Here is a 25,670-nt window from a genome sequence, read left to right on the forward strand (position 1 = left end):
TCTCCCTTCTTGGTTCGCTATCATATTCTTATGCTATCGCATAACGAAGGTCAGGGCTCCGGCAGCGCCGGAGCCCCGAACCATCCTTATTTGTTCACGTACCAGTCATTGATTTCTTGGACGACTTCTTCTCCGCCTGCGCTGCTCCATGCCTTCTGCAGGCTTGCGATCCCTGCCTCCGATACCCCGTCGACGATCATCTTGATCAGATTGTCGTTCACCGCGGTGCCCAGTTTGTCGCTGGACGCCGAATACTTCGGCAGGAATGGCGAGAACGCCAGCGGATCCTGATGGATCTGTTCCTTCGGAATATTGTTGACGATCTGGAAATTGTCGAACATCGGCTTGCTCTTCTGCAGACGGGCTTGCCAGTAGGTGACGAAGTTCGCTTCATCCATGCCGATGACGAAGTTGTTCGCCTGCCCTCTCGTCTCGGTAAAGGACGGCTCAATCGGAATATAATTTCCATTATCCACTTGATAATCTAAGCCTTCCTCGCCGATGAAGAGTCCTTTGAATACTTCGGGTTCCAGCAAGGCATTGATCATCTTCACCACGTCTGCGGCATGCTTGGAAGACTTCGGCACGAAGGTGATTTTGTTGAATCCTCCTACTTCCGTGAAGCCGCTAAGCCCGTCCGGACCTGTCATCGGGGGGATGAACTGGTAGGTCGCATCAGGTACATTTTTTTTCAGCGCTTCGTCGTAGCCCGGAATCGATGACCAGCGCGTCCACAGCACGCCTGCGCGTCCGCTGGTGAACTTCTCAGCGGAAGTGGCGGATTTATTCGTTGCAAATTCTTTATCGAGCAACCCTTGCTCGTATAGTGAACGTATAAAAGTTGTATAATTTTCGAGCTCGGGATGACTGGTGACGTTTTCAATTTTCCCGTCTCTCACATTCCAATGGCCATAAATCCCGAATGCCCCCATAATGTTGTCGATCAGGCCCGAGCTGTCCATCGTGAAAGGAATATTGTTTTTGCCGTTGCCGCCGGGGTCCTGATCTTTGAAAGCCTGCAGGACATCCATAAACTCGTCCAGCGTGGTCGGCATTTCCTTGCCAACCTTCTCCAGCCAGTCCGTGCGGATAAGCAATCCGCTGCTCACATAGCTGACGTTAAGCGTCGGGATGCCGTAGATTTTCCCATCCACAGTTGCGCCAGCGAGAGACTCTTCGGAGATTGCTTGCTTAATATTCGGCCCGTATTCTTCAATCAGCGGTGTGAGATCCGTTAAGGCGCCGTTCTGTGCGAAGTTGAAGAAATCCTGTTTATTCATCGCATCGATGAAGTCGTAATCTGTTCCGGAAGCCATGATCAAATTCAGCTTATCGCTGGGCTTCTCCTGCGGCAGCATGTCGTTGTTGACCTTATACCCCGTCTTTTCCTCCACGTAGCGATTAACCGGATACTGGTTGTAATCGTCCTGCATGTAGTTGCGCAACGCTTTGAGCGTCGGCTTTTTTTCCGGAGCCTCTTCCGAGCCGGCAGGCGCGCTGCTCTCGGCGACTGGTTTGGTTGCAGCAGGATCATTTTGTCCACCACAAGCTGCCAGTACAGAAGTAGTAGATAACATCAGTGTAATCATTGCTGCCTGCCATTTTCTCCTTGACATGTTGAACCCCTCCATGAGTTTCATTATAAATAATCCCTTGACGATTTGCTCTAAAGAAAACGCAAGAGGTTATTCCGCTTGAACCGGCATTGCTATCTAAAGCGGTCAGCCTTTCACGGATCCGATCAGAATCCCTTTGATAAAGTACTTCTGCAGCAACGGATACACGCAAAGAATCGGAATCGTTGAGACGATAATCGTCGCATTGCGTATGCCTTCGGGAGACAGGTTAAGCAGCGAATCGATATCTTGGTTGAGCAGATTCTCGTCCGAAGCCTGCAGCACGATGTCCCGCAAATACAGTTGCAGCGGCTTGAGTGCCGGATCATTCAAGTACAGCATCGGATGGAACCAGTTGCTCCAATAGGCGACCGCATAAAACAAGCTGATCGTAGCAAACACAGGTGCCGAGATCGGGATGATGATGCGAAGCACGATTCTCAGATTGCTGGCGCCATCCAGCTTGGCCGATTCCTCCAGGCTCTCCGGCAGACTCTCGTAATAATTTTTCATCAGCAGCAGGTTGAATACATTGATCAGCGCGGGGAATATAAGCGAGCCTAGGTTATCCATCAGATTGAGATTTTTGATCAGCAGATAGGAAGGCACCAACCCGCCGTTGAAAAGCATCGTGAAAATATAGAGCAACAGGATGAACTTGATGCCGGGCAGATGCTTTTTCGATAGCGGATACGCGGTAACAGCTGTGAATATGACCGATCCGAGCGTGCCGACGACGGTTACGAAGACCGAGACCAGGAACGCTTTCTGGAATAAATGATCGCGCAGGACGAACATGATATTCTCCATCGTGAACGCCACGGGCAGCAGTCCGACTTTGCCGGATATGATCGCCCAGTTGGAGCTGAGCGACTTGGCGAACACGTTCAGGAACGGGAACAGGCAGAGAATGCCCAAACCGATCAGGATGATGTATGCAAGCCAGATGTAAAATCGCTCTGATAAGGACTGTTTTATTTTCATCGTCTTTGCCAATGTCGTCCGCCCCTTCCCTACCATATACTCTTGCCTGTAACCCGTTTAGCCAGCGTGTTGCCGCCGATAACGAGGATAAATCCGATCACCGATTCGAACAGTCCGACTGCGGTGGAGAAGCTGTATTCCATTGAGGTTAACCCCATGCGGTATATGTAAGTTCCAATGACATCGCCTGTCTCATAGACAGTGGGGTTGTACAGGAGCAGGATCTGTTCGGTTCCCGCTTCCAGCACATTGCCAATCCGCAAAATAAGCATGAGTATAATTGTCGAAGCAATCCCGGGCAGCGTGATCGTAAACACCTGCTGGATGCGGCTTGCGCCATCAAGCTTGGACGCCTCGTACAATTCCGGATCGAGCCCTGCGATCGCTGCGATAAAGATGATCGCGTTCCATCCCGCTTCCTTCCAGCCGGCCGTAGCGACGATGATACTGCGGAAATAGTCGTTATCCATGAAAAAGTTGATCGTTTCTCCACCGAAGTAGGAGATCATTCCATTCACGATCCCGGTTTGCGGGGACATAATGTTGACGAACAATCCGGCGATGATGACCCACGACAGAAAATGGGGCAAATAAATAATCGTCTGGATCGTGCGTTTAAACCACATGCGGCCGACCTCGTTGAGCAAGATTGCAATGACAATCGGGATCGGAAACAAGATGACGATCTTATATAAGCTGATGAGCAGCGTGTTCGTCATGATGGTTCCAAAGTCATCCGAGGCGAACAGTCTCTCGAACTGCTTTAACCCTACCCACGGGCTATCGCCAATGCCTCTAAAGATGTTGAAATCCTGAAACGCGATAACCAGGCCGTAGATTGGCGTGTATTTGAAGATGGCCAAAAAGACGAGTCCCGGAATCAGCAGCAGGTACAAATCGTAATTGCGCTTGACGATCGACATCCAATGATTACCTTTGTTCATACTGCTCCTCCAATCGGCGTTGCTCGTTACTGATCTTAGGATCTAGGATACATGCCGGGCGATTAGGAGCGTGAGGTACAGATGTTAGCGGGAATAGTCCATTTGTCAGGAAACAAAAAATCCCCACAATTAAGTACATTGCGGGGGGGCCCGATAACATGTAAATATAAGATTAAAAATAAAAAGCTGTCCGGCAAAGGTCACAGGATACCTTTGCCAGACAGCTTATTTCCGGTTATTTGTCTTGATCATCCTCCCCCGCCGGAAACCACATGCTGACCGTCGTTCCCCTTCCCGGCTGCGACTCAATGGTCAAGCGGCCTTCGCCGCCGGTGAACAGACGCACTCGCTCCCATACGTTATACAACCCGTAACTCGACGATGATGCAGGAGCGTTAAGACTGTCAACCAATTGCGCGATTTGTTCCTCCGTCATGCCAATCCCGTCATCGGTCACGCGAATGATACATGCTCTGCCATCCGCTTCCGCCTCGATGCTGATGTTTCCATGATGCCCTTCCTTATTATGGATGCCATGCATAATGGCATTTTCGATGATCGGTTGAATCGACAGCTTCGGGATCATACGGTCGGACAATACGCCGGGGAATGCTACGGAATATTCAAAATTGTGAAACCGCTGCTTCTGGATCTCCAAATACGCCTTCGATAAATTCATCTCATCTGTCAGCGGTACGATGTCCTTGCCATTATTCAACGTCAAACGGAAATATTGCGCCAGCATGTTCAGCATCCGGCTGATATCATGGGCTCCCTTCGTTAAGGCCATCCAGTTGATCGTATCGAGCGCATTGTACAGGAAATGGGGATTGATCTGCGCCTGCAGCGCCCGCAGCCTGGCCTCCTTCTCCCGCTCCTTGGTACGATAGTTGTCTTCCATCAAGTGCTGGAACGTCGAGAGCATCTGTGTCACACTCTTCTCAAGGCGGATGACGACGCCGCTGCGGTGAGGGATGCCTTCCTCAATCATGGCGGCCCCGCGCGCTCTCAACTGTTCGGTAATATCGCGGACGCGGTTGATCGTGCCGCGCGTAATATGAGCGAATATGAAGAAGGCTCCAAGGATAAACAGCAAGGCCAGCGACAGTGCCAAGACCAGAGAGAACCCGACATTAAATTGATGGCTCATGCGACTGATCTGGCCGGCCGGCAGCAGGGAAACCACCTTCCAGCCGCCTTCGTGAAGCGAATCGAAAATAACAAAATACGACTGGGCATCCATCGTGATTTTCTCGATACCCAATGGCTGTTCGGCGATGTTCTTGAACGTATCAGGCGGCAGCAGAAGGCTGCTAATCTTCTCCGGCTGTCCATGGGATACGATTGTCCCGGCCTGATCCACGACATACATATTAGGGTTATGCGCGTCCAGTTCCGCCTGGTTCAGGATGGAGGCCATATTGGCTTCCGCCACATCCAGCATGAGAATGCCGATAATCCGGCTATACGCCTTCGGATCTCGGATGATACGAGCGGTAGAGAAGACACGGGCTGCGCCTGGCGCAGTAATATAATGCTCCATACGCGTCGGGATCCATTGCAGAGCGCCATTGCGCTCAAGTACCGCACTATACCAAGGCATCACAGCGGCTTGGTCCAGGCTGAAGAAATTGACATGTTCGCGCGCATACATCTTCTCGGCATTGACATACAGCTTGATCTTCAAGATATCGCTGCCCTGCAGGCTGCGAATCATATTGCCAAGCTTCTTCTCTTCCTCCACCTGGCTGAAGAGAGTACCTCTATGCGGATCACGAGCCAAGATCTCGTACAATTCCGTATTGAGAATCAGCGCGTCGGATATCTCCTTCACCTTGGTGAGCCGATAATCCAGATTAATCTTCACCTGCTGCACGGACTTGAGCATCGACTGGGTCACCTGATCCTCCAGAATCTCTGCCGATTTCTCGATGTAGTAATAAAGGAGGCATCCGGCGGGCAGCAGCAATACGAGCAAATAGAGCAGCAGCATCCGCCGGTATGTCAGCCACATAAGTTGAAATCTGCGCAGCAGCATGCTCATGAAATGGCCGCCCCCCATATATCGTCATCTAGATCGCTGCCAGAAACGAAGCCGCCGCCTCGGCGATTCGGCGGTATCCTGCTTGATTCGGGTGAAGCCGGTCATCCGTGAAGTGCGCCAGCGTTAGCTTGTTGAAGCCGCTGACCGCATATAAGTCAAGTACCGGCAAAGCATACGCATGTCCAATCGTTTGCACAGCCGCCGCATAATCCGCTAACAAACAGCCTTGGCCGTTGTGCTTCTCGCTGTTATATCCGTCTTTGTCCCGTTGCAGCGGTGTCCACAGATTCATCCTGCAGAGCGGATTGCGAGTAAGCAGCTCTTCGATCAGAGACTGGTAAGCGCCAAAAAATGTGTGATCATCGAACGTAGAACCGATCGGCTTCAACTCGCCGAGTGGCATATTAAGCCGATAATCGTTGGTGCCGGCAAAGATGGTCAAACAGTCGTACGCTTGTTCCAGGTACCGACCCATAAAGACGGTTGCCCCGTCGTCCCGATCGCTGCCAGCTGTCATCGGGCACCCGCCGCGGCCAAAATTGTCCACCTGTGCGAAACCGAGCGCCGTTTGAACAAGCGGTTGATACCCGCCGGCTGCGGTAATGCTGTCTCCCAACGTTGCCCAGCTTGCCCCCTGCCATCTAGGGCCCCCCATTACATCGTCCTCCTGTGCAAGTCCCGGTAATCGCTTGGATTCATCCCTGTATACTTGCGAAATTGTTTGGTGAAGTAGCTCGGTTCCGCATATCCGATCGACGCGCATATTTCGGCCAGCTTCTGATCGCTGCCCGTGAGCCGTTCTTTGGCTTTCTCCATGCGGACTCTGGTTATATATTCGTTGATCGTCTCTCCTGTCTCCTGCTTGAACAAGAGACATATGTAAGTCTTGGCCAAATACACCTGCGATGCAATGTCGGCAATCGTCAGGTTGTCCGGGTATCTCTCATGAATGATGCGCATGATGGCCGTGATGACTTCCGGGACCGGCTTCTCCTGGCGGCTCTCGATTCGTTTGCAAACCGCCATCAGGTATTTTTTGATATGGAGACTCATATCGTCAATCGTTTCCAGCTTCATCAACTGCGACCAGGCTTCGGATTCCCGTTCTCCGAGATCGCCCGCACGCATGCCGAATTCGGATAGAAATTGGGAAGTGACCAGCAAAAGCTGCAAGCAGATTCGCTGGCAATCGACAAAGCCAATACCCGGGCTGGTACGCAATTCCTCAAACAATTTATCCAGTTGCAGCGTTACCTGAGCGACATCGCCTGTCTTCAGGACAGATGCGAACACCGTGATGCGCTCATTGATCAGGCGGTAATCGACGTCCTTCTGCGCGGCCATGACGTCAAAGGTGATCACCTGGTTTCTGCCAAGGAACAACTTGCGCTCGATCGCCTCTGCCGCCATCTTGTAGCTATCGGCCAACACTCCCATATGCTCCACCGTACCGCCGACACCGATCGTTAAGCTAATCGCCTCCGCCATTCGACTCAGGAAGCTGTTGAGGCTATCCATCAATTCACTCACCAGCGGAAAGATCATATCTTCTCCTTCCATCTCCGGCAATGCGACAAGAAGCACATATTCGCCTCGTTGATGCTCGAACACCCTGCCTGAGATGCGCGCATCCACAATTTCCTGACAGATGTTCTGAATGGCAAATGAGATTAACTGCGTATTCTGCTCGGTCATCGCAGCGAACACGGTTCTTGGATTGTTGATGCGGATGATCAGCGCACAGTAAGGGGCCTCGTATGGAAGCATGAGATCAAGAAAATCTATGCGCTTCTCCATCGACATCCTGTCCGCTTGCCTGTCGCGTATTAACTGAATAAAGAACTTCTCCCGCAGCAGCGGGATGCTTTGGTTCAGTCTGGCATTCATTTGCTGCAGCATGTCCTTACGGCTCTCTTCCCGCTTTGTCATCGCCATGATCTTCTCGATAACCGCCTTCAGTTCCTCCAGATTGACCGGCTTTAAAATATAATCCACCGCATCCATCTTCATGGCCGATTTCAAATACCCGATATCGTCATACCCGCTGATGAATACGAATTTCGTCTCGGGATGATCGTCCTTCAGCCGGTTGACCATCTCAATCCCGTCCATGCTGGGCATTTTCACATCGGTCAGCACAATGTCCGGCAGAATACGGTTTGCCAGCTCCACGCCCTTATTCCCGTTCTCAGCCTCGCCTGCAACTTCGATACCGTATTCGAACCAATTGATGCATAATTTCAGTCCGTTCCTTGTCGAATATTCATCATCGACAATGATCAGCTTATACATGCCTCTTCCCCCCGACACAGAAAAGATATTGATTTCATTATATCCTGTTCGGACTAGGCTGCGTTTAAGGAATAATGGTCGAATCTTCATGAATTTCTTGGCTAACCGCTACACCTTGATTGTCTTCCAGCATAGCTCAATCACTTGTTGAATTTGAGCCTGATCCAATTTATATTCTCCTGCCAAATGTCCTTTGATAACAGAGGTGATCATCCCGTATAAGAGTTGAATAAGGATGATTCGTTCCATGTCCTTAATGATGCCCTGCTGCTGACCTTCCCTAATGATAGAGAAAACTTCCACCACGGATGGATCTTGAGCGTTTCGGATTTCTTCGGCAATGTAAGGCGAGTAACTATGATTCTCTAAAAAGGTTAATTTCTCGGGATATTTCAGAGCGTACTGCGCCATATTTCGCAAAATCGTTTTCACCCGCTCATAAATAGGTTGATTGGCGTCGTAATTGTTCATCACCTGTTCCGTCCGATGAATGCGCAACAGGTCAAACAATTCGTTGACCAATTGCTCTTTATCCTGGAAATAATGATAGACCGTACTGGACCCGACATTGGCTCTCTTAAATATCTTTGCAAACGTCACAGACTGAAGCCCATCTTCATTGATCAATTGCAATGTAGCTTCCAGGATATCTTCACGCTTCCCCACGATTACCAGCTCCACATCAGAATATTCATTCCACTTCGCCGAAGGCAACTTCAATCTTTACTATAACTCAGGAATAAAAATTCCACAAAAATCGTCATAAAGAATCGATATTGACACATTTACCTTAAACAATTACAATTAAGTAGAATAAATATTCTAAATCCAATTTATTAGTTCTGGAATGGAGGCTCTCATTTGACTAACTATAAGGGAAAAGTTGCGCTGGTTACTGGGGCATCGGCGGGAATCGGCAAGGTATACGCCACCGAACTGGCAGCTAAAGGATGCCATGTCATCCTGGTCGCACGCTCAAAAGGAAAGCTCGATGCGCTGGCTTCAGAGCTTACAGCAGCTTACGGTATCCGCGCTTTTGCAATTGCTCAGGATTTATCCAAGCCAGAGGCAGTAGAAGCGTTATCGGAGCAAATCAAGCATTATGGACTCCAAGTAAATATCTTGATTAATAATGCCGGGTTTGGCACCTACGGGAGGTTCGAGGACATACCGAATGAACGCGAGCAAGAAGAGATAGCCCTTAATATTGCATCCTTGGTCGCCATGAATCATCAATTCCTACCGGACATGCAGCGGCGTGGAGATGGGGTTATCGTCAACGTTGCTTCGGTTGCCGCCTTCCAGCCCTCTCCCTATATGGCGGTCTATTCTGCTACCAAAGCTTTCGTACTCTCGTTTTCCGAAGCACTCTGGGCAGAGAATCGCAATCGAGGCGTGCACATTCTGGCTCTTTGCCCCGGAGCAACGCAGACAGAGTTTTTCAACGTGGTTGGCACCGAGGCTGCGGCGGGAGGCAGCAAGCTCGCTTCACCTGTTGATGTCGTCAAAGCAGGGTTTCGGGGAGTCGACGAGAAACGAAGCTATATCATAGCAGGAACACAAAATTATTGGACGTCCCAGGCCAGTCGTTTCCTGCCGCGCAAGTGGGTCGCACGGTTAATGGAACGAATTGTTCGTCCCAGGACGATCTGAAAACGACGAAGCCGGGAGATGAGCCAAAGCTACTGTTTGGCTCATCTCCCGGCTCACGAAAGTTCGCTTCTATCTCCTGCGATACACAAGTTTACGCATTATTGCGTCAGCCGGCCCACTCAGACGTCGACTTTCGAGCCAGACAGCGATAGCAATACCCGACATCCAAATCAATACAGCCGTTATCAATGCACCCGCACTGTCCATCCTGCCCCCTAATCCAAAGGCGACCGGAGAAAGCAGCACGACAAGCATCAATTCTTGATAAATGTAAAAGGTCAGGGAGCGCTTCCCTACTGAGACCAGCATGCTCGTCACCCGCGGCATGATCCTGCGGATCGAGTGACTCCCAATTGCGATCAGCGCAGTATATCCCAATCCGCCCGCGACCCCCGTCAGAACATGGAGGATAAAGAACCAGCTGATCATTTCAGGCTGCGGATGCCACGCGTTCGCTCCAACCAGAGCATAAGGAAGCGCGCCAGTCATCGAAATACTTATCCCGCCGAGCGCCAACTGTTTTAATCGCTTATGAAACCGTTCCGGCTGATCCAGCCATCGATTGCGGGCAGACCAGATGCCCAGAGATATAATAAAAATCATCGGATAAAGCAACACATTGATCAGAACTACGAAAGGAAACGCCATCGCGTATTCGCCGACGAGCTGCAAATAAGTATGCGTGGCCGTCAGTCCCATGCCGGAATCCTCGCTCTTCAAGATGGGGAAAAGAACTAGCCAGGCTGATGGGATCAAGAGCATATATACGAGTCCAAACCCAATGATGGCACGGATCTGTAGTTGCGTTCGCTTAAACAATAACCACCCGATTACAAGTCCGGCAACGCCATACGCAGCAAGGATATCAGCGCCGCCAATAATCACCATATGGATAAAACCGAACACGATCAATAACCAGGAGCGTCGCAGCAATAACCGTTTTACTTGCTGCACCGGCAGCCCTTTGCCAATCTGGCGTGAGACCATGGTGGCAAGCCCGTAACCGAACAATACCGCGAACATGGGATAAGCACGATTGTCTACGAATAACAAACCCCAAAAATTGATTACCTGGTCCAATGCATGCTCGCCCAGGGGGCGTGTCATCAAACGCGTGTCTGCTGCAAACAAATAGACCGGCGCGTGTGCCACGACAATAAGCAGCAGCATAAAACCGCGACCCAGATCCGGAGCCAAAGCTCTCTCTGGTGTCATCTTCCTCACCGTTTGCTGATCCATAAAAAAACACCTCATTTATTATTGATTGAACCGTTCGTTCAATAATATTGCAAAAAAATTTTTTTGTCAACCTCCGCAGTTCGCGGTTTATTATTGTAAAATTCTAAGCAAACGATTGACGTTCCACTCCAGATCCAGCCCGAGCCAAGCCGCATCATCGACGATAAGGCCAGATAATACGGCGAGATACAGATTGGCCAGTTTGTGAGGGTCCTCATCAATAACCTGCCCACACTGCTGACCTTCCTGGATAATAGGGATGAACAATTCAACATAGCTTTCTCTTGTTACCTCTATCAGCTGCTTCACTTCTTCGTCCAGCTCTGGCGCGGTTAAGCAGATTTGGATCAATCGGAATACTTCCTGACTCCCCGCCGCGAGTGCAGAACGTGTGAAGTAAGCGATCTTATCCAGCGGGACTGCGGCTAATCCCCGTACCTCTTCAATTAATTGATTGGCATCCTTGGTCGCCCACAGCAAACATTTGGTGAGCACATCCTCTTTGGATGCAAAGTAATGATAAGCAAGGCCTTGGCTCAATCCGGAAGCTTTGGCGATCATACTCATTTTGGTGTTTTGGATCCCGTTCTCGGAAAAGACCTGCAAAGCAGCTTTCAAAATTTGGCTTTCGCGTTCTTCGCGAATTTGATCTGTCTGCTCTCTCGTATAGCGTGCCATCTATTGAACCTCTCATTGGTATAAAATGTGTTGCAATTCAGTATAACATACCTTCCAGATATGGAGTTGTTTTTAACATCTGCCGATCTGGTTGCAATCGGCACGAGCGCCTTGGTAAATCCGGACTGGCCCAACAAAGTGAAGGAAGGCCAAGCGTTAATCCGAATTGATCATAGTTTTTTGTACCCTATCGCTTCAATCAGAGATGAAGAGCTTGTAATCTGAGCAGGTGATCGAACCAACTGCGGCACAGCAAGAGCCCGCCATCTCTGACGGGCTTTGGCATAATCATCAAATCCCCGCTGCTTTGATACAGGAAGCGAAGGCAGCGAACGCTTTGCTTTGAAATTTTCCTTTTCTGGAAACCAGCTGAGTTGTTGCGGTTTGATATTGTTGAGGGACGAGTCTTTCGGAACGGGCACCCTTTCGGAAAGACAATCCAGGAGGCTGTTGCAACATCCGGCGAACCTTATGCTGCTTTCTCGATAATTGCCAGAAACACCTTCAGATCGGTCAATTCCATATGAATCCTCCGCCCATGATGAATATCCGATGCAAGGTACCTACATCTCAAACCCGAATCCTCCACAGGATTCCCGGAAAACAAACGGCGTCTCAAACTCAAGCGATCTGGGCTTGGCCGAAGGATCCAGGATGCGGCCCATAACCAGACGAATACAAGCGGCAGCCATTTCTTCTACGGGCAGCTTCACTGTAGAGAGTGACGGAACGCTGTATTTCTCGGCGTCATGATCCCCATAGGTCAGGATCTCCATCTGATCCGGGATATCGATACCTGCGCGACGAAACTCTGGAAGCGCGGCGACAGCCATCAGTCCCATCGGGAAGAACATGGCGGTTGGCAGTTCGCCGCCCCCCGCCAAGAGCCTCTTGGCCGCTGCGTTCCCCCCTTCCATCGTCATCGGAGCCGTCTGAATATGATGCGCTTCCAATTGCAGTCCATATGCTGCACACGATTCCACGAATCCTCGGAAACGCAAGTTATGCTCCGTGTTCACAAGATGATCCGGCACAATCGTCCCCACCCTCTTATGCCCGCGGAGCGCGAACAACTCTGCCGTCTTGCGCCCGATCTCATACGTATCCACGTGGGCACAGCTATAGCTGGCGCTCTCACGATTGAACAAGACAGCCGGCACCTGTATCGGATTCTCTTCCAGGTAACGCTGTTCCTCTGCAGAGATACCCGTCAGGATCGCGCCATGGTAGTTGCCTTGGTCGCAAATCTCTTTGATCCGGTGAATATGCCTGCGCGTGTAGGGCTGAATCGTCATCTCGAATTCAAATTCTTGCTCCAGGATCGGGTTCTGAACGCCCATGAAGAAACGCCCCAATAAATCCGATGACAGATCGGATGGCCAGAAGGTCGCAATTGACGGGATGTTACGGCCGTTGGACTGTCTTAACCTTCTGGCCGATACATTGGGCAAATAACCGACCCCTTGCGCTGCTTCAAGGATCCGCTGCTGCGTTTTTTTCGAGATCCGCATTTCGTCGCCGCGTCCGTTGAGCACGATGGAGACGGTTCCGGCAGAAAGCTTGGTTCTTTCGGCTATCTCTTTAATCGTTGACATACTCATCCGTCCCATTCGCATTCGTCTTACCTTATTAATACGGAATGGAACGGGTAATGTCAAGGGAGATATGATATTTGTTCTTTGATATTCGTATGACGTATAGTAGACAAAGAATCGACACTTCTTCATCATGACGCCTTCCTCTCCATTTGATCAGCAGCGGGGTCAGGTAACCGACTCCCTCGCGAACTCCCGATACTCCTGGGGTGTCATGCCCGCTCCTTTCTTGAAAAAGCGGGTAAAGGAATGCGGTGACTCGTATCCGACACGTATGCCAACCTCATGAATGCGCAATTCTTCAGCAGCAAGCAACGCTTTGGCTTTACGAATTCTTGCCTCCTCGATGTAGTCTGATAGATTCTGACCGCGTCCCTGCTTGAACAACCGGGACAAGTAAGCCGGATTGAAATGGAACTGACTGGCGATCCGGATCATCGAGAGCTCCTCGGCAAGATGCTGCTCCACATAGTCGCAGATCCCGTCTATGACGCTTTCCGCGCGTTTTTTCTCCCCTGAGCGTCTGAGGGCAAATAGATGATCTGCGGTCGTGGCCAGATAGATATAGGCTTCCTCCCATGAGCCATGCGCTTCGAAGCGCATCAGCTCGGTGGTTGAAATACGGCCCGCAAGCTGCCTCCGGTTAATATAGGCGAGCAGCATCACCGCCACCGCGTAATACAATTCCATGACCTGGTTGGCGTCGACGGATGGCTCAGCCAGCATCGCGTCGGATAATGCTTGAAATGACGCCATGAAGGCTTCGCTGCGGCCAGCTTCAAGCAATCCCGCCAGCGGCTCGATCTTATCCGCCCGCAACCCCTCACGGGTCGGCTCGGTCAGCTCGATCGGTTCAGCCTGCACGGTCATCACCATGCTGCTGCCATCCCCAGCCCGCTGATGCTGCATCTGTCTCAACCGGTGGTACGCACCCGGCAGCGCCTCCCAAGTGTACGGCGTACGACAGATCGTAAAGGTGGTCTCCATACGCAGGCTATCCACGCAAGCGGCTTGGACCCACTCTAACGTACCTTCCAAGAAACGCGTCAAGCCTTCAAACGAAACCTCTTCATCTGCAGATTCGCCTATCGGCTGCACCAGCCAGAGCAGGTCGCCGTACCGGTCAATGATACCGACGCTTTTAGCCTTCTCATGGAAGCAGCCTTCTGCAAGCAGCTTGGCTGCGAGCGCTGATTCCTGCCGTCCGGTATAAGACGTATTGGCTCCTTCATGCACGAGGGTTCCCAAGACGATCAGATAAGACTTTGCAGGATCCAGCGGAACATGCAGCTTGCAGAAATCATCCCTTAAACTGCTCGTCGACACACTCCCTGTCCCGAGCAGCAGATGCCTGAAATACTCACCATGCGCCAGTGTCTCAAGCGTCGTTCGCGTATCCCTTGCCTGCTTCAGCAATGTATCTGTTCGGAGCCCTTCCTCCAGCTCCTTTAGCGTTTCTTCCACAGCCGCAATGACCTTGGCGTAGCCTTCCGTTTTCAACAAATAGCGAACGCCCCATGTCTGAATGGCGCGATAGACGGGGTCAAAATCATTGTAACCGGTTAGGAAAATCACTCTGCAGCGCGGCCAGTCCCGGCGTATGATCTCCAGCAATTCCAGTCCGTCGAGCTCCGGCATCCGGATATCGGAGAGGACAAGGTCAATACGTGTTGTGTTCAGCCACTCCAACGCTTCGACTCCTGAATATGCTTTACAGATTTCAAGTCCTTGCATGTCCAAACCGCCGAGGATTTCCGCTATTCCGTCGGTTATAATCGCTTCGTCGTCTACGATCAGCAATCGGCGCATATCACATTTCCTCCTTCAACGGTATGCTGAGCGTGACCTTAAGACCGCCCCACTCCCCGCGTGAGACGGCAACGCCGCTGCCCTCTCCGCAAGCGATGACCAGCCTGCGGTGGATATTGATGATGCCGGTCGTTTCCGATATCTCTTCCTGCTGCATCAGTTTATTGGAGAGACTGCCCAGCACTTCGTCCGTCAAGCTATGTCCATTATCTTCGACAATAATGCACAACCACGCCTCTCTCCGTTCAAAACGAATCTCGATGAGGCCGTTTCTCGCTTTTTTCTCCAGGCTATGCTCAAAGGCATTCTCGATAATCGGCTGCACGATTAAGCGGGGAACCTTGATTCGTTCAAAGGAAGCAGGCAATTGTTCAAAATGGACTTCGATCCGTTTATAAAACCGCAACTCCTGAATGTCTGCATACGTCCTGGCGTGGTGAATCTCTTGCTTCAGCGTCACTTCATCGGATGCATTGCGGGTGACGAACTGAAAATATTCGCCCAGCAGGGTGGTGAACATCTCGATGCGCTGCGTATCGCCAGTCTTGGCCATCGTATTCATAATGAAGAAGCTGTTATATAAGAAATGGGGGTTGATCTGCGATTGCAGCTGCTTGAGCTCGGCGCGCTGTGCAAGCACCTTCTGCTTCCAGACCTGATCAATCAACGTGCGCAGATTCATAACCATCTGATTGAAACGTTCATAGATATATCTGAATTCGTCATTCGCCTCATGCGCGATGGCTTGCTCGAGATCGCCGTTCTCCAATCGGCGGAACCCCTTCACCAGCTTGAGCAGCGGTTTATGAATGAACTTGTAGGTGGACAAGGCGTAGACGGCCATAATGACAAGCGCGCCTGCGGCGAACAGCCACGCAATAGTATAAAATTTGTCGAGCGGCTTGCGGACGATCTCCTCTGGAATAAAACGGTAAATGGACATATCCAATTGTTCCGAGTAAGCATGAGAGACAAAATAATGCTCACCGCCCCATGTGATTGCGTTCGAACTGCCGCTGGAGATATGATCCAGCTTCAGCTGCGTGTCATCGTCAGGCATGCTGACGAATCCGCTTCCAATGGAAAAGTCGGTATTGCTGGAGCGCATAATGGTGCCGCTGGCCGGATAGATATTGAACTGTCGGAGCGCTTGAAGAATCTTGAAATTGTCCATTTCGATCTCAATGATAAATAGCGGCTCCTTGCCCTTTCCCCCGCTCGGCTTGGCGGCACTCAGGTAGAGATTGCCCTCCCATACGATAAGCTTCGTCCCGCGGCTGCCGAAGGCAGATCGAATGTCCCGGTATCTCTCGCTCTCGAATTCGCTTGCCCCGTTTAACGAGGAGAGGGTTTTGGCGATGCTTTGGACATGCACACTGACGTTGTGGATGTAGCCGCTGCTGTTCTGTACTGCATAAAGGCGGTTGATCACCGCTGTAATGCTCTGCATCCGCTGGATATCATTCATCGTCTCCCAGGTGATGGCGATCTTGTTCAGGTCTGTATCCTCAAGCAGACCATACTGCAGCAGCTTCATCCGCTCCAGTTCATTCTCCAGGTCGTTAAGGTAGAACGAGAGTTGTGACACAGCCGTCTTCGAGATATCGTCGCTTGCCGTACGGATCGTCCAGTGATAGATGTACACGCCGGCCGTAATAATCGGCAGCATAATCAAAGCAAAGGTGATGACCAAACGCAGAAAAATCGAGTTTCGCAAGGAATAATCGCGGCGCATGATCATTGTTCCATTCCCCCGGCCTTTTTCTCTCTACTATACACAACAAGCATGCGCCGCGACCATCCTCATTTAGCCTTTCACACTGCCAAGCACGATACCTTTGACAAAATACTTCTGTAGAAATGGATACGCCATGAGGATGGGAAGAGAAGCAAGAAAAATCTGGGAAGACCGCAGGGTCCGGTCCGAAATTTGTGCCAAACTTAACAGCTCTTCACGCGATACGGCCATGAAATTCTGTTGGATAACAATGGTCTGGATGTAGCTCTGCAATGGGTAATTGGAGGGATCTCCCATCAAGATTAATCCATCAAACCAGCTGTTCCAATGCTCTACCATAGAGAACAAGGCCAAGGTGGCAATCGCAGGCTTGGAGATGGGCACATAAATTCGCCATAGCGTCGTCCATTGGCTCGCACCGTCAATGACCGCGGACTCTTCCAACTCCCTTGGGACTGCACGGAAAAAATTAAGCAACAGAACAATACTGAAGACGGGAACAGCTCCCGGCAGGACCAGCGCCCAGATGGAGTTCAGCAGTCCCAGCTCCTTGATCGTCACATACCAGGGAATCAGACCTCCGTTAAACAGCATGGTCAGGAAGAAGATCCAGGCATAGACTGGACGGAGGCGCAGCTGTCCAGTGTCCTTTGATAACGGATACGCCACCATGATGGTCAGTAACAGATTAAGCGGCGTTCCCAGCGCCAGCCGCTGCAACGAGGTGCCCATCGACACCCAGAAGCCTTGCCGGCTAGCAGTAAACTCGTAAGAGGCAAAAGTGAAATCGACCGGCCACAGCTTGACATACCCGGCCGCCGCCGCCGTGCTGGAGCTGAAGGATACGGCGATAATATGGACAAGCGGCAGAATGCACAACAGGGCTACCGTAATCAGAAACACCGTATTCACGACAGCGAACCAGTCCAGCCGCTTGCCGGGAATCGCAGCTTGTTTCGCAGGCTTTAATGACATATAGGGTTCCTCCTAAAAAATTCTGTAACGGGCAAACCGGTAAGCGAAGAAGTAAGAACCCGCGATCAGGATAAACGAGATCACCGATTTGAATAACCCGACTGCCGTCGCGACCCCATACTGCGCATCCAGCAAACCAATGCGGTATACAAAGGTATCCAGAATATCCCCACTCTCATACACCTGCGGACTATACAGGTTGAACACCTGGTCAAAACCGGCATTCAGCAGCTGGCCCAAACTAAGAACTGACAGCAGCACGATCACCATCCGCATACCCGGCAGCGTAATGTGCCATGCCTTGTGCCAGCGGTTTGCGCCGTCAATCGTCGCCGCCTCATACAAGCCCGGATCGATCCCGGTAATGGCTGCCAGATAGACGATCGTTCCATAGCCGAAGTTCTTCCAGATGTCAGATCCAATCAAGGTAGTCGGGAACCATTTATTATCACCGAGGAAGAAGATCGGCTCCATGCCAATGGAAGTTATTAAACTATTAATGATGCCGCCTGAGGGTGAGAGCAAATCGATCAGAATCCCACCCAGAACGACCCATGACAGAAAGTAAGGCAAGTAAATGGCCGTCTGCACCGAACGCTTGACCAGTTCATTTCTCAATTCATTTAACAGAATGGAAAACACAATGGGCACAAGCAGTCCAAGCACTAATTTCATACTGGCGATGTATAGGGTATTAAAAAAGACGGTCGTGAAGCTGGGCAAGTCCATGACATACCTAAAGTTATCCAAACCGATCCAGGTCTGCTCTCCAAACAGCCCTCTGGCCGGAATGAATTTTTGGAAGGCGATCACTACGCCGGCCATCGGCACATAAGAAAAGATCAATATAAAGATTAAACCTGGCAAAATCATGATGTGCAGCGGGAGCTCCCTTCGCCACTTTCGGATCATGATGCGGACCACCTCTCCATCTCCTGATTGAGAAAAATAACAGGGGAGGCAGATGCCCTAGGCCTCCTCTCCCCTGCCGCTGCTATCATTTCGTTGTCTCGTACCACTCATTGACTTCCTGCGTCATCTGATCTCCCCCCAGCTTCTTCCAATCCTCGACAAACTTGTCGAAGGAATCGATTGGATCGCCAAGGATGATTTTAACGAAGGTCTCATTTTGCAGCTTCTCAAGGGTCGATTTCCGTTCAACCATGGTCGGTGTTGGCGCGGCAACGAACTTGTCGATCAGGAACTGATCGTTCTTGTCATACAGGTCGGTAATGCCCATGGAGCCGTCCGGACCATAGATCCGCTCCCAGCCCCATACGGCAAAGCCTTCCTCGGAACCGGATTCATACAGGTCCAGCTTTTCCTGGATCGTTTTGGCTTCCCCTACCAGTGTCGAGAAGTCGTTCGCTTGACGTGCGGCATCGATTTCACGGAACGCCGTTACATTTTTCTTAGGCGGAGCCGGTTGGACCGGCGACAGCTGCCATACGCTCTCCGCTTCTTTCGGCGCGTAGTAAAAATCAAATTCGGCGGTCTCGCCCCAGTTTTTCTCCAGATGCAGATTGAACAGCTTGATAACCGCTTCCGGATGCTCGGCGCTTTTGCGGACCACGAAAAATTTCGTCGTACTGAACCTTTGCGGTACCATGGCCTTATCGCCTGAATCCGAGACGATCGGGAACGCTTGCCACTGTGCGTTAGGATCGTTATTTTTATTCAATTGGAGCGGCCAGATGGAGTTCCATTGCTCGCCATAGCCCATGCCGATTTTGCCGGCTGTGATATCTTCCGCTACTTTGCCGCCATCCTTGATCCCGAACTCCTTATCGATCTGTCCGCTTTTGAACATATCTTGCAGAGCCTGCAAGCCCTGCTTGACCTCCGGCTGGACGCTGCCGTACACGAGCTTGCCGGATGCATCCTCGATCCAGATGTTCGGATAAGCCTTGTAGCCTGCCATAAAGCCCTGCAGCCCATTGGCTCCGCCCCACAAGTCTTTGGTGACGCCCAGTCCAAAGGTATCCGCCTTGTTATTGCCATCGGGGTCATTCTCTGTAAATGCCTTGGAGATGGCCAATACATCGTCCATCGTCTTCGGCGGCTGCAGGCCCAGTTTGTCAAGCCAGTCCGTACGAATCCAGATGAACATCGACCGTTCAATCGAAGGCTCGACTTGAGGCACCGCCATCAACCTGCCGTCAAACGTTGCAGCGTCGAAGGGACCACTGCCTTCTTGCGACAAGATATCCTTGGTCAGCGGACTGGCATACTTCTCATACAAGTCCGTCATATCTTCGATCAGATCCGATTCTGCCAGCTGCTTTAGCTGAACCGCGTTCACGGCGAGGAAGTCCGGCAGATTGCCGGAAGCAAGCGTGACATTCATTTTCTGAACATACTGGTCGGATTCCGGATTGCCTTTGACGACCCACTCATTCCGGATTTTGATGCCCAATTGCTCTTCATAGACCCGGGTCCAGCGGTTATCTTCAAACGTTTCGCCATCCAGCACGCCCAATACGTTGTTCTCGACGACGTCGCTCAAGTTGCGCACCGTCGATACTTCAATCGGCGGATCGTATTTACCGAGCGGTCCATCTGATGCATCGGTTTCTGACGAGGAATTATCGTTATTCGTATTTGCATTCCCTGCGGGCGTCTCTTGCTTGGGCGGCTCGTTCGAGCTGCCGCTACTATTCGTTCCACTATTGTTGCTGCAGGCGATGAGCACCAGTACCGTCGCCATCAGCAGCGCCAACACTTTTACAGCTTTCCTTTTGCTTGCCATTCCAACTTCAACTCCCCCATCTATCAGATACGAGACAAAGCAGCGCATGCGAGTGTCTGCGCTTTCATTATAAGAAAATCTTCACTCGCCGAACAATGGTCATCTTTTTACTTCTTTAACTCAATGATACTTTTTTGTAAGCGCTTCATTTTAAGACAAAATGAGCTTTTTTTCTACAACGTTTGCCGACCTATTAAATTAGCTAACCCTTATTAAGAAGTCCAGGCCATGGCATGGGCTTCTGTGCTATAATAGGACTGAACTTATTGGTACGCTATTGGTCTGCTACTATTACTCAATGAATGAAAGGAACAGTGAATGGAGATGTCCAAAAAACAAGCTGTGAACCCTTACATGCCGTCGTGGGAATATGTCCCTGACGGAGAACCCCATCTTTTCGGAGACCGTGTCTATGTGTATGGCTCGCATGACCGGTTCAACGGGCATGTCTTTTGTCTCAACGATTATGTATGCTACTCTGCGCCGCAGGACGATCTGGGCAACTGGCGTTATGAAGGCGTAATCTATGAGAAAACCGACGATCCGCTCAACCCGGACGGCCGCATGTGCCTGTATGCACCGGACGTCACCTGCGGCCCGGACGGACGCTACTATTTGTACTATGTATTGGATAAAGTGCCTGTCGTTTCAGTGGCAGTCTGCGATTCGCCTGCAGGCAAGTACGAATTCTACGGATACGTCCGCTACGCGGACGGAACGAGGCTGGGCGAGCGGGAAGGCGACCAGCCGCAGTTTGATCCCGGCGTGCTGACCGAGGGCGACGTGACGTACCTGTACACCGGTTTCTGTGCCAAGGGAGACCGCTCGCGCAATGGCGCGATGGCGACCGTGTTAGGTGCGGATATGTTGTCCATTGTAGAGGAGCCGGTGTTCATCGTTCCCAGCGAGCCATACAGCGCGGGAAGCGGCTTTGAATGCTATGAATTTTTTGAAGCGCCTTCCATCCGCAAGCATGGCGATACGTACTACTTCGTGTACTCCTCCGTTGCCATGCATGAGTTATGTTATGCCACCAGCAAGCACCCAACCAGGGATTACACGTACCGCGGCGTCATCGTCAGCAATAACGACACCCACATCAGTACCTACAAGCCGGCGGAGAAGCCGGCGTACTATGGAGGCAACAACCATGGCGGCATGGTCGAGCTCTGCGGCCAATGGTACATCTTCTATCACCGGCATACGAACGGGACGAGCTTCAGCCGCCAAGGCTGCATCGAACCGATTGAGATCCAAGAGGATGGTTCGATCCCGCAAGTGGAGATTACTACCAGCGGCCCCAACGGCGGCCCGCTCGTCGGGGAAGGCGAATATCCGGCCTATCTGGCATGCCACCTGTTCACCGATGTCGACGAAGCCTACACAGGAACGCATGGAGCCTGGATGGATGGGCGGTTCCCGAAGATTACGCAGGATGGCAAAGATGGAGATGAAGAGATCGGCTATATCGCCAATATGCAGCATTCTGCTATTGCAGGCTTCAAATATTTCCAGTGCACCGGTGTGAAACGGATCAAAATCAAGGCCCGTGGTTATGCCAACGGAAGCTTCGAGGTCAAGACCGCTTGGGACGGTCCGGCTTTAGGCTCGATCCCTGTCAAATTCACCAATGTATGGACAAGCTACGAAGCATCCATTACCATCCCCGATGGCGTACATGCGCTGTATTTCCAATATGTCGGCATGGGCAGCGCTAGTCTCGCTTCGTTCACGCTCGAATCATAGTCCGCTTGGGGGACAATGATGACTCTGCCCCCCATCATATAAAAGCCATCACGGATGTGATGGCTTTATACTTTGATGAATCATCCTACGCTTTGGGGATCGTCACGGTGACTCTCGTCCAACACTCAGGCTCGCTCGCAATGGCCACCCCGTACCCGTTGCCGTATTGAAAACGAATCCGCTCTTGAACATTGTATAGACCATAGCCTCTGGACTGCTTGACCAGCACCTCTTCAGCAATACCGGGGTTCATCCCCGGGCCGTTATCTTCGACAGTGAAGACAAGGGTACCGCCCGCATCTCCGATGGTTCCGCTAATCCTCAACACCCCGCTTCCGGAACGCTTCTGGTCAATGCCGTGCTCAATGGCATTCTCCACGAGCGGCTGCAGGATGAGCTTGATCATGCGCTGCTCGAGAATTTCCTCATCGATCTCATAAATCACCTCGAAATTATGATCATGCATAATTAATTGCATTTCAATATAAGACCGCGTGTTCAGGATCTCGTCTCTGATGGAAATCAGTTCTTTTCCCTGGTTAAGGGTTGTGCGATAGAAAGTGGACAATATCCCCGCGACCCGGCTGATTTCCTCCGATCCCGCATCAATCGCTTTCCAATTGATAACAGAAAGCGAGTTGTATAAGAAATGGGGGTTAATTTGCGCTTGGAGCGCACGCAACTCAGCTTCCCGCTGGGTAATTTTGCTTTTGTACCCTTCCTCAATCAACAGATTGATACTGGCCAGCATTTTGCCGAAACGTGATTCTAGTTCCCCGATCTCGTCGCTGGCATGGACCTTCAAATTGATCGTTAACGTGCCTTCTTCGACCAATTGCATCTTGTGATTAAGCCGCTGAATCCGCCTTACAAATATACGGGAGAATAGCCAAATGATAAATAGCAGCACAACAACGCTGATCCCCTCGATAATCAAAGTCGCGCGGATGATCTTCCAGGGACTAATGGTCAACGCATCGACGGGAGCAATCAAGGACAACGACCACTTCGATTCCCTCATCTCGCGATTCAGCCATAGGTGCCCTGGAAGCTCTCCCGCCTCGCCCTGCAGACGTCGCTCCGTCACTCGTGCGGCATCTATTTGATTCGCGGTCTCCGGCTCCGTTGCATAGACCATGTTGCCTTTCGGATCGGTTATAACGACGGAGGCCTGCTGCAGATCGGAGAGGTCCAAGGAGCTGGAGAGGAAGCCCGGGACCAATTCTACGTAGACGAGGTTCTTCTTCTCATAGTTGACATTGCCGAAGATGCGCCTAACGCCGAAGACCTTGCCCTCCTTGACATGCCAGTGCGTCTCCAGCGACTGCATGGCTTCTTCATACCAGTCCTCCTGCTCGACTGATGCGATCGGCAGAATGGAGTTCAGGCGCTGGGTCAGATTGTTCTCGGTATAAATCACGATACGCTCGATGTCGCTGTTTAGAGATGTGGCGGTGTTGATCAGTGGATCAACAATTTCCTTCAAATCGATATACATGACGTAATAGCTTTCGTATTCCTCATTGAAAATCGTAAAAAAGTTTGGATTATAGCTGATTAGTTCAATAGCGGAGTTGAAACGCTGCAGCTTGTAGCTGAAATTTTCCTCAATTTTCCGCAAGTTTTCCTGCAAGACGATGTGGGCCTGTTCCAGCTGGACCATCTTGGATTGCTGATACGAATAGACACCGAGAATCGTGAGCGGAATCAAAATGACCGCCAGATAGGAGATGAATAGCTTGTGTCTGAGCTTCATTGAATGGATCCAGCTCGCAAGCACGGAATTTCCGCCTTTCCTGTCGTATCTCTATTCTTTAACGGCCCCAAGAACGATGCCACTGACAAAGTATTTTTGCAGAAACGGATAGATTAATAGAATGGGCACCATTGAGACCATGACCTTGGCAGAGTTGAGCAACTGGCTCGACATGTTGGTCAGTCTTCGGATTTCATCCGGATCCGTGGTATTCATAATGGAGTTGACGCTGATGATAAGCTGTTGAATATAGGTCTGCAAGGGCCACTTCTCCTTGTAATTCATCAGTATCATTCCATCGAAGAAGGCGTTCCAGTGCCCAACAATCGAAAACAGGGTGACGGTAGCCAAGGCCGGCAATGAAATGGGGACGAAGATGCCAAATAGCGTTCTCCATGGGCCCGCTCCATCCATATTGGCCGCTTCCTCGAGTTCTTTGGGGATGCCCCGGAAGAAATTCATAAGGAGAATGACGTTGAAGATCGGTACTGCTGTCGGCAGTACAAGCGCCCAGATGGAGTTCAGCAATCCCAGGGAGTAGATCGTCATATACCAAGGGATCAATCCGCCATTGAACAGCATGCAGAAGATGACAAACCACATATAGCCATTTCTCCCGGGGAACTGTTTAGCGGATCTGGACAGCGGATACGCCATCAGAATCGTGATGATGAAGTTTATGGCCCCGCCCAACAGAACCCTTTGCACCGATACGCCAAAGGAAATGAAGAAATTGCGATCGTTGAGAATGGATTCGTAGGCGGCCAGATTAAATTCGACGGGCCAGAAATAGACTTGACCGGCCATAGCCGGTATTTTCCCGCTGAATGAAATGGCCAGCGTATTGAGAATAGGAGCTATGGATAGAAACGCAACAACACTTAATATTAGGTAGATGGTCCAATCGACGAATCGGTTCGTTCCACGGATCATAAAGCGTCACTCCCGTCAAAAGATGCGGTAATTGGCAAAGCGGGCGGCAAGCAGATAGGATATGGCAATCAAGAGGAAACTGACAACGGATTTGAGCAAGCCGACAGCCGTCGCCAAGCCGTATTGGATCTCCTGCAAGCCTGCGCGATAGACGTACGTATCAATAATATCTCCGGTCTGATACACAATCGGATTATAGAGATTGAGAATTTGTTCAAAACCCGCATTCAATACGTTGCCCAGGCTCAGGGTCGCGAGCAAAATAACCGTCGGCAATAAACCGGGAATCGTAATGTAAAGCAGGCGATGAAAGCGGTTGGCGCCGTCTATGGCGGCCGCTTCGTACAAGTTGGTATTGATGGATGTTAACGCTGCAATGTAGATGATGGTGTTAAACCCAAACTCCTTCCACACGTCGCTGGATACGAGAATGACCCGAAACCAGGTATTACTCTGTAGAAACATGATGGGCTCCCCACCGAACAAACGGACCATCTGGTTAACGACACCTTCCAGACTGAGAAGATTGATCAGAATGCCGGAGAGAATAACCCAAGACATGAAATGAGGCAAATAAACGATGGTTTGTACGACCCGTTTGAACTTTCTGCTAATGACCTCGTGCAGAAGTAAGGCAAAGATAAACGGGACAGCCATGCCGAATACAATCTTAAATGATGCGATAATGACCGTGTTTACAAACACAATCCGGCTGTCCGGCAGTGCAAACATATACTCAAAGTTCTCCCAGCCCACCCAATCCGAACGAAAAATGCCCCTCGTCGGCTGAAAATCCTGAAAAGCAATTACGATGCCGAACATCGGGATCACGCTGAAGACGAACAAAAGTGCCAGACCGGGCAGGAGCATGATATGGTAGTTACGGATAAACATACGATTCTTCATTGCCTCGCCACCT

20 protein-coding genes are annotated in these 25,670 nt (G+C 50.8%); 2 read left to right on the forward strand and 18 right to left on the reverse strand.

The window, feature by feature from the left end:
• Positions 1 to 86: 86 nt before the first annotated feature.
• The 7 genes from ABC336_RS04400 to ABC336_RS04430 all read right to left on the reverse strand — a co-directional run bounded on the left by ABC336_RS04400 (position 87) and on the right by ABC336_RS04430 (position 8,546).
• A complete protein-coding gene (locus ABC336_RS04400) occupies positions 87 to 1,616 on the reverse strand; it encodes an extracellular solute-binding protein (protein ID WP_413237514.1) in 1,530 nt (509 codons plus the stop codon).
• A gap of 105 nt (positions 1,617 to 1,721) precedes the next feature.
• The gene (locus tag ABC336_RS04405) at positions 1,722 to 2,612 is read right to left on the reverse strand and encodes a carbohydrate ABC transporter permease (protein WP_413237515.1); all 891 of its coding nucleotides are present in this window, start codon (positions 2,610 to 2,612) and stop codon (positions 1,722 to 1,724) included.
• A gap of 17 nt (positions 2,613 to 2,629) precedes the next feature.
• Complete coding sequence (locus ABC336_RS04410; protein WP_413237516.1) at positions 2,630 to 3,544, reverse strand: ABC transporter permease; 915 nt, start codon at positions 3,542 to 3,544, stop codon at positions 2,630 to 2,632.
• Positions 3,545 to 3,779: 235 nt separating this feature from the next.
• Entirely contained in the window at positions 3,780 to 5,588 is a 1,809-nt protein-coding gene (locus ABC336_RS04415) for a cache domain-containing sensor histidine kinase (RefSeq protein ID WP_413237517.1), read from the reverse strand.
• Positions 5,589 to 5,616: 28 nt separating this feature from the next.
• Positions 5,617 to 6,243 (reverse strand): SGNH/GDSL hydrolase family protein, encoded by a 627-nt coding sequence (locus ABC336_RS04420; RefSeq protein WP_413237518.1) that lies wholly within the window; start codon positions 6,241 to 6,243, stop codon positions 5,617 to 5,619.
• Positions 6,243 to 7,880, reverse strand: coding sequence for a response regulator (locus ABC336_RS04425; RefSeq protein WP_413237519.1), 1,638 nt, complete (start codon positions 7,878 to 7,880; stop codon positions 6,243 to 6,245). Before ABC336_RS04425 ends, ABC336_RS04420 begins: the two co-directional genes overlap by 1 nt.
• 108 nt (positions 7,881 to 7,988) lie before the next feature.
• The gene (locus tag ABC336_RS04430; protein WP_413237520.1) at positions 7,989 to 8,546 is read right to left on the reverse strand and encodes a TetR/AcrR family transcriptional regulator; all 558 of its coding nucleotides are present in this window, start codon (positions 8,544 to 8,546) and stop codon (positions 7,989 to 7,991) included.
• Between the two features lie 195 nt (positions 8,547 to 8,741).
• Here ABC336_RS04430 and ABC336_RS04435 point away from each other — a divergent pair, with 195 nt between their 5' ends.
• Positions 8,742 to 9,533, forward strand: a complete 792-nt coding sequence (locus tag ABC336_RS04435; protein WP_413237521.1) for an SDR family NAD(P)-dependent oxidoreductase — start codon at positions 8,742 to 8,744, stop codon at positions 9,531 to 9,533.
• Between the two features lie 69 nt (positions 9,534 to 9,602).
• On the opposite strand, the gene ABC336_RS04440 is transcribed toward ABC336_RS04435, so the two are convergent.
• From ABC336_RS04440 to ABC336_RS04475, 8 genes are all read right to left on the reverse strand, one after another.
• On the reverse strand, positions 9,603 to 10,772 hold the full coding sequence (locus ABC336_RS04440) for a DUF418 domain-containing protein (protein ID WP_413237522.1): 1,170 nt from the start codon (positions 10,770 to 10,772) through the stop codon (positions 9,603 to 9,605).
• Positions 10,773 to 10,862: 90 nt separating this feature from the next.
• Entirely contained in the window at positions 10,863 to 11,450 is a 588-nt protein-coding gene (locus ABC336_RS04445; RefSeq protein WP_413237523.1) for a TetR/AcrR family transcriptional regulator, read from the reverse strand.
• Between the two features lie 563 nt (positions 11,451 to 12,013).
• Positions 12,014 to 13,045: a LacI family DNA-binding transcriptional regulator gene (locus tag ABC336_RS04450; RefSeq protein WP_413237524.1), complete on the reverse strand. Its 1,032-nt coding sequence runs from the start codon at positions 13,043 to 13,045 to the stop codon at positions 12,014 to 12,016.
• Positions 13,046 to 13,213: 168 nt separating this feature from the next.
• The gene (locus ABC336_RS04455) at positions 13,214 to 14,854 is read right to left on the reverse strand and encodes a response regulator transcription factor (RefSeq protein WP_413237525.1); all 1,641 of its coding nucleotides are present in this window, start codon (positions 14,852 to 14,854) and stop codon (positions 13,214 to 13,216) included.
• Position 14,855: 1 nt separating this feature from the next.
• Complete coding sequence (locus ABC336_RS04460) at positions 14,856 to 16,595, reverse strand: sensor histidine kinase (RefSeq protein ID WP_413237526.1); 1,740 nt, start codon at positions 16,593 to 16,595, stop codon at positions 14,856 to 14,858.
• A gap of 66 nt (positions 16,596 to 16,661) precedes the next feature.
• Positions 16,662 to 17,567, reverse strand: coding sequence for a carbohydrate ABC transporter permease (locus tag ABC336_RS04465; protein WP_413237527.1), 906 nt, complete (start codon positions 17,565 to 17,567; stop codon positions 16,662 to 16,664).
• 12 nt (positions 17,568 to 17,579) lie between these two features.
• On the reverse strand, positions 17,580 to 18,479 hold the full coding sequence (locus tag ABC336_RS04470; protein WP_413237528.1) for an ABC transporter permease: 900 nt from the start codon (positions 18,477 to 18,479) through the stop codon (positions 17,580 to 17,582).
• 85 nt (positions 18,480 to 18,564) lie between these two features.
• Positions 18,565 to 20,316: an extracellular solute-binding protein gene (locus tag ABC336_RS04475; protein WP_413237529.1), complete on the reverse strand. Its 1,752-nt coding sequence runs from the start codon at positions 20,314 to 20,316 to the stop codon at positions 18,565 to 18,567.
• A gap of 318 nt (positions 20,317 to 20,634) precedes the next feature.
• Between ABC336_RS04475 and ABC336_RS04480 the strand changes: the two genes are divergently transcribed.
• On the forward strand, positions 20,635 to 22,062 hold the full coding sequence (locus tag ABC336_RS04480; protein ID WP_413237530.1) for a family 43 glycosylhydrolase: 1,428 nt from the start codon (positions 20,635 to 20,637) through the stop codon (positions 22,060 to 22,062).
• A gap of 85 nt (positions 22,063 to 22,147) precedes the next feature.
• On the opposite strand, the gene ABC336_RS04485 is transcribed toward ABC336_RS04480, so the two are convergent.
• From ABC336_RS04485 to ABC336_RS04495, 3 genes are read right to left on the reverse strand one after another with little or no spacing between them, the layout of a single operon-like run.
• On the reverse strand, positions 22,148 to 23,818 hold the full coding sequence (locus ABC336_RS04485; protein WP_413237531.1) for a sensor histidine kinase: 1,671 nt from the start codon (positions 23,816 to 23,818) through the stop codon (positions 22,148 to 22,150).
• 51 nt (positions 23,819 to 23,869) lie between these two features.
• The gene (locus ABC336_RS04490; RefSeq protein ID WP_413237532.1) at positions 23,870 to 24,751 is read right to left on the reverse strand and encodes a carbohydrate ABC transporter permease; all 882 of its coding nucleotides are present in this window, start codon (positions 24,749 to 24,751) and stop codon (positions 23,870 to 23,872) included.
• Positions 24,752 to 24,766: 15 nt separating this feature from the next.
• The gene (locus ABC336_RS04495) at positions 24,767 to 25,657 is read right to left on the reverse strand and encodes an ABC transporter permease (RefSeq protein WP_413237533.1); all 891 of its coding nucleotides are present in this window, start codon (positions 25,655 to 25,657) and stop codon (positions 24,767 to 24,769) included.
• Between the last annotated feature and the right edge of the window lie 13 nt (positions 25,658 to 25,670).

The sequence above is a fragment of the Paenibacillus jepli genome (assembly GCF_047238105.1).
Classification (GTDB): Bacteria; Bacillota; Bacilli; order Paenibacillales; family Paenibacillaceae; genus Paenibacillus_D.

Coding starts and splice junctions, on each gene's coding strand:
- ABC336_RS04485 (WP_413237531.1), bottom strand. CDS start 23,818: ATGAAGCTCAGACACAAGCTATTCATCTCCTATCTGGCGGTCATTTTG.
- ABC336_RS04445 (WP_413237523.1), bottom strand. CDS start 11,450: ATGGCACGCTATACGAGAGAGCAGACAGATCAAATTCGCGAAGAACGC.
- ABC336_RS04400 (WP_413237514.1), bottom strand. CDS start 1,616: ATGTCAAGGAGAAAATGGCAGGCAGCAATGATTACACTGATGTTATCT.
- ABC336_RS04410 (WP_413237516.1), bottom strand. CDS start 3,544: ATGAACAAAGGTAATCATTGGATGTCGATCGTCAAGCGCAATTACGAT.
- ABC336_RS04440 (WP_413237522.1), bottom strand. CDS start 10,772: ATGGATCAGCAAACGGTGAGGAAGATGACACCAGAGAGAGCTTTGGCT.
- ABC336_RS04480 (WP_413237530.1), top strand. CDS start 20,635: ATGGAGATGTCCAAAAAACAAGCTGTGAACCCTTACATGCCGTCGTGG.
- ABC336_RS04455 (WP_413237525.1), bottom strand. CDS start 14,854: ATGCGCCGATTGCTGATCGTAGACGACGAAGCGATTATAACCGACGGA.
- ABC336_RS04470 (WP_413237528.1), bottom strand. CDS start 18,479: ATGATCCGAAAGTGGCGAAGGGAGCTCCCGCTGCACATCATGATTTTG.
- ABC336_RS04415 (WP_413237517.1), bottom strand. CDS start 5,588: ATGAGCATGCTGCTGCGCAGATTTCAACTTATGTGGCTGACATACCGG.
- ABC336_RS04450 (WP_413237524.1), bottom strand. CDS start 13,045: ATGTCAACGATTAAAGAGATAGCCGAAAGAACCAAGCTTTCTGCCGGA.
- ABC336_RS04420 (WP_413237518.1), bottom strand. CDS start 6,243: ATGGGGGGCCCTAGATGGCAGGGGGCAAGCTGGGCAACGTTGGGAGAC.
- ABC336_RS04475 (WP_413237529.1), bottom strand. CDS start 20,316: ATGGCAAGCAAAAGGAAAGCTGTAAAAGTGTTGGCGCTGCTGATGGCG.
- ABC336_RS04460 (WP_413237526.1), bottom strand. CDS start 16,595: ATGATCATGCGCCGCGATTATTCCTTGCGAAACTCGATTTTTCTGCGT.
- ABC336_RS04425 (WP_413237519.1), bottom strand. CDS start 7,880: ATGTATAAGCTGATCATTGTCGATGATGAATATTCGACAAGGAACGGA.
- ABC336_RS04465 (WP_413237527.1), bottom strand. CDS start 17,567: ATGTCATTAAAGCCTGCGAAACAAGCTGCGATTCCCGGCAAGCGGCTG.
- ABC336_RS04490 (WP_413237532.1), bottom strand. CDS start 24,751: ATGATCCGTGGAACGAACCGATTCGTCGATTGGACCATCTACCTAATA.
- ABC336_RS04495 (WP_413237533.1), bottom strand. CDS start 25,657: ATGAAGAATCGTATGTTTATCCGTAACTACCATATCATGCTCCTGCCC.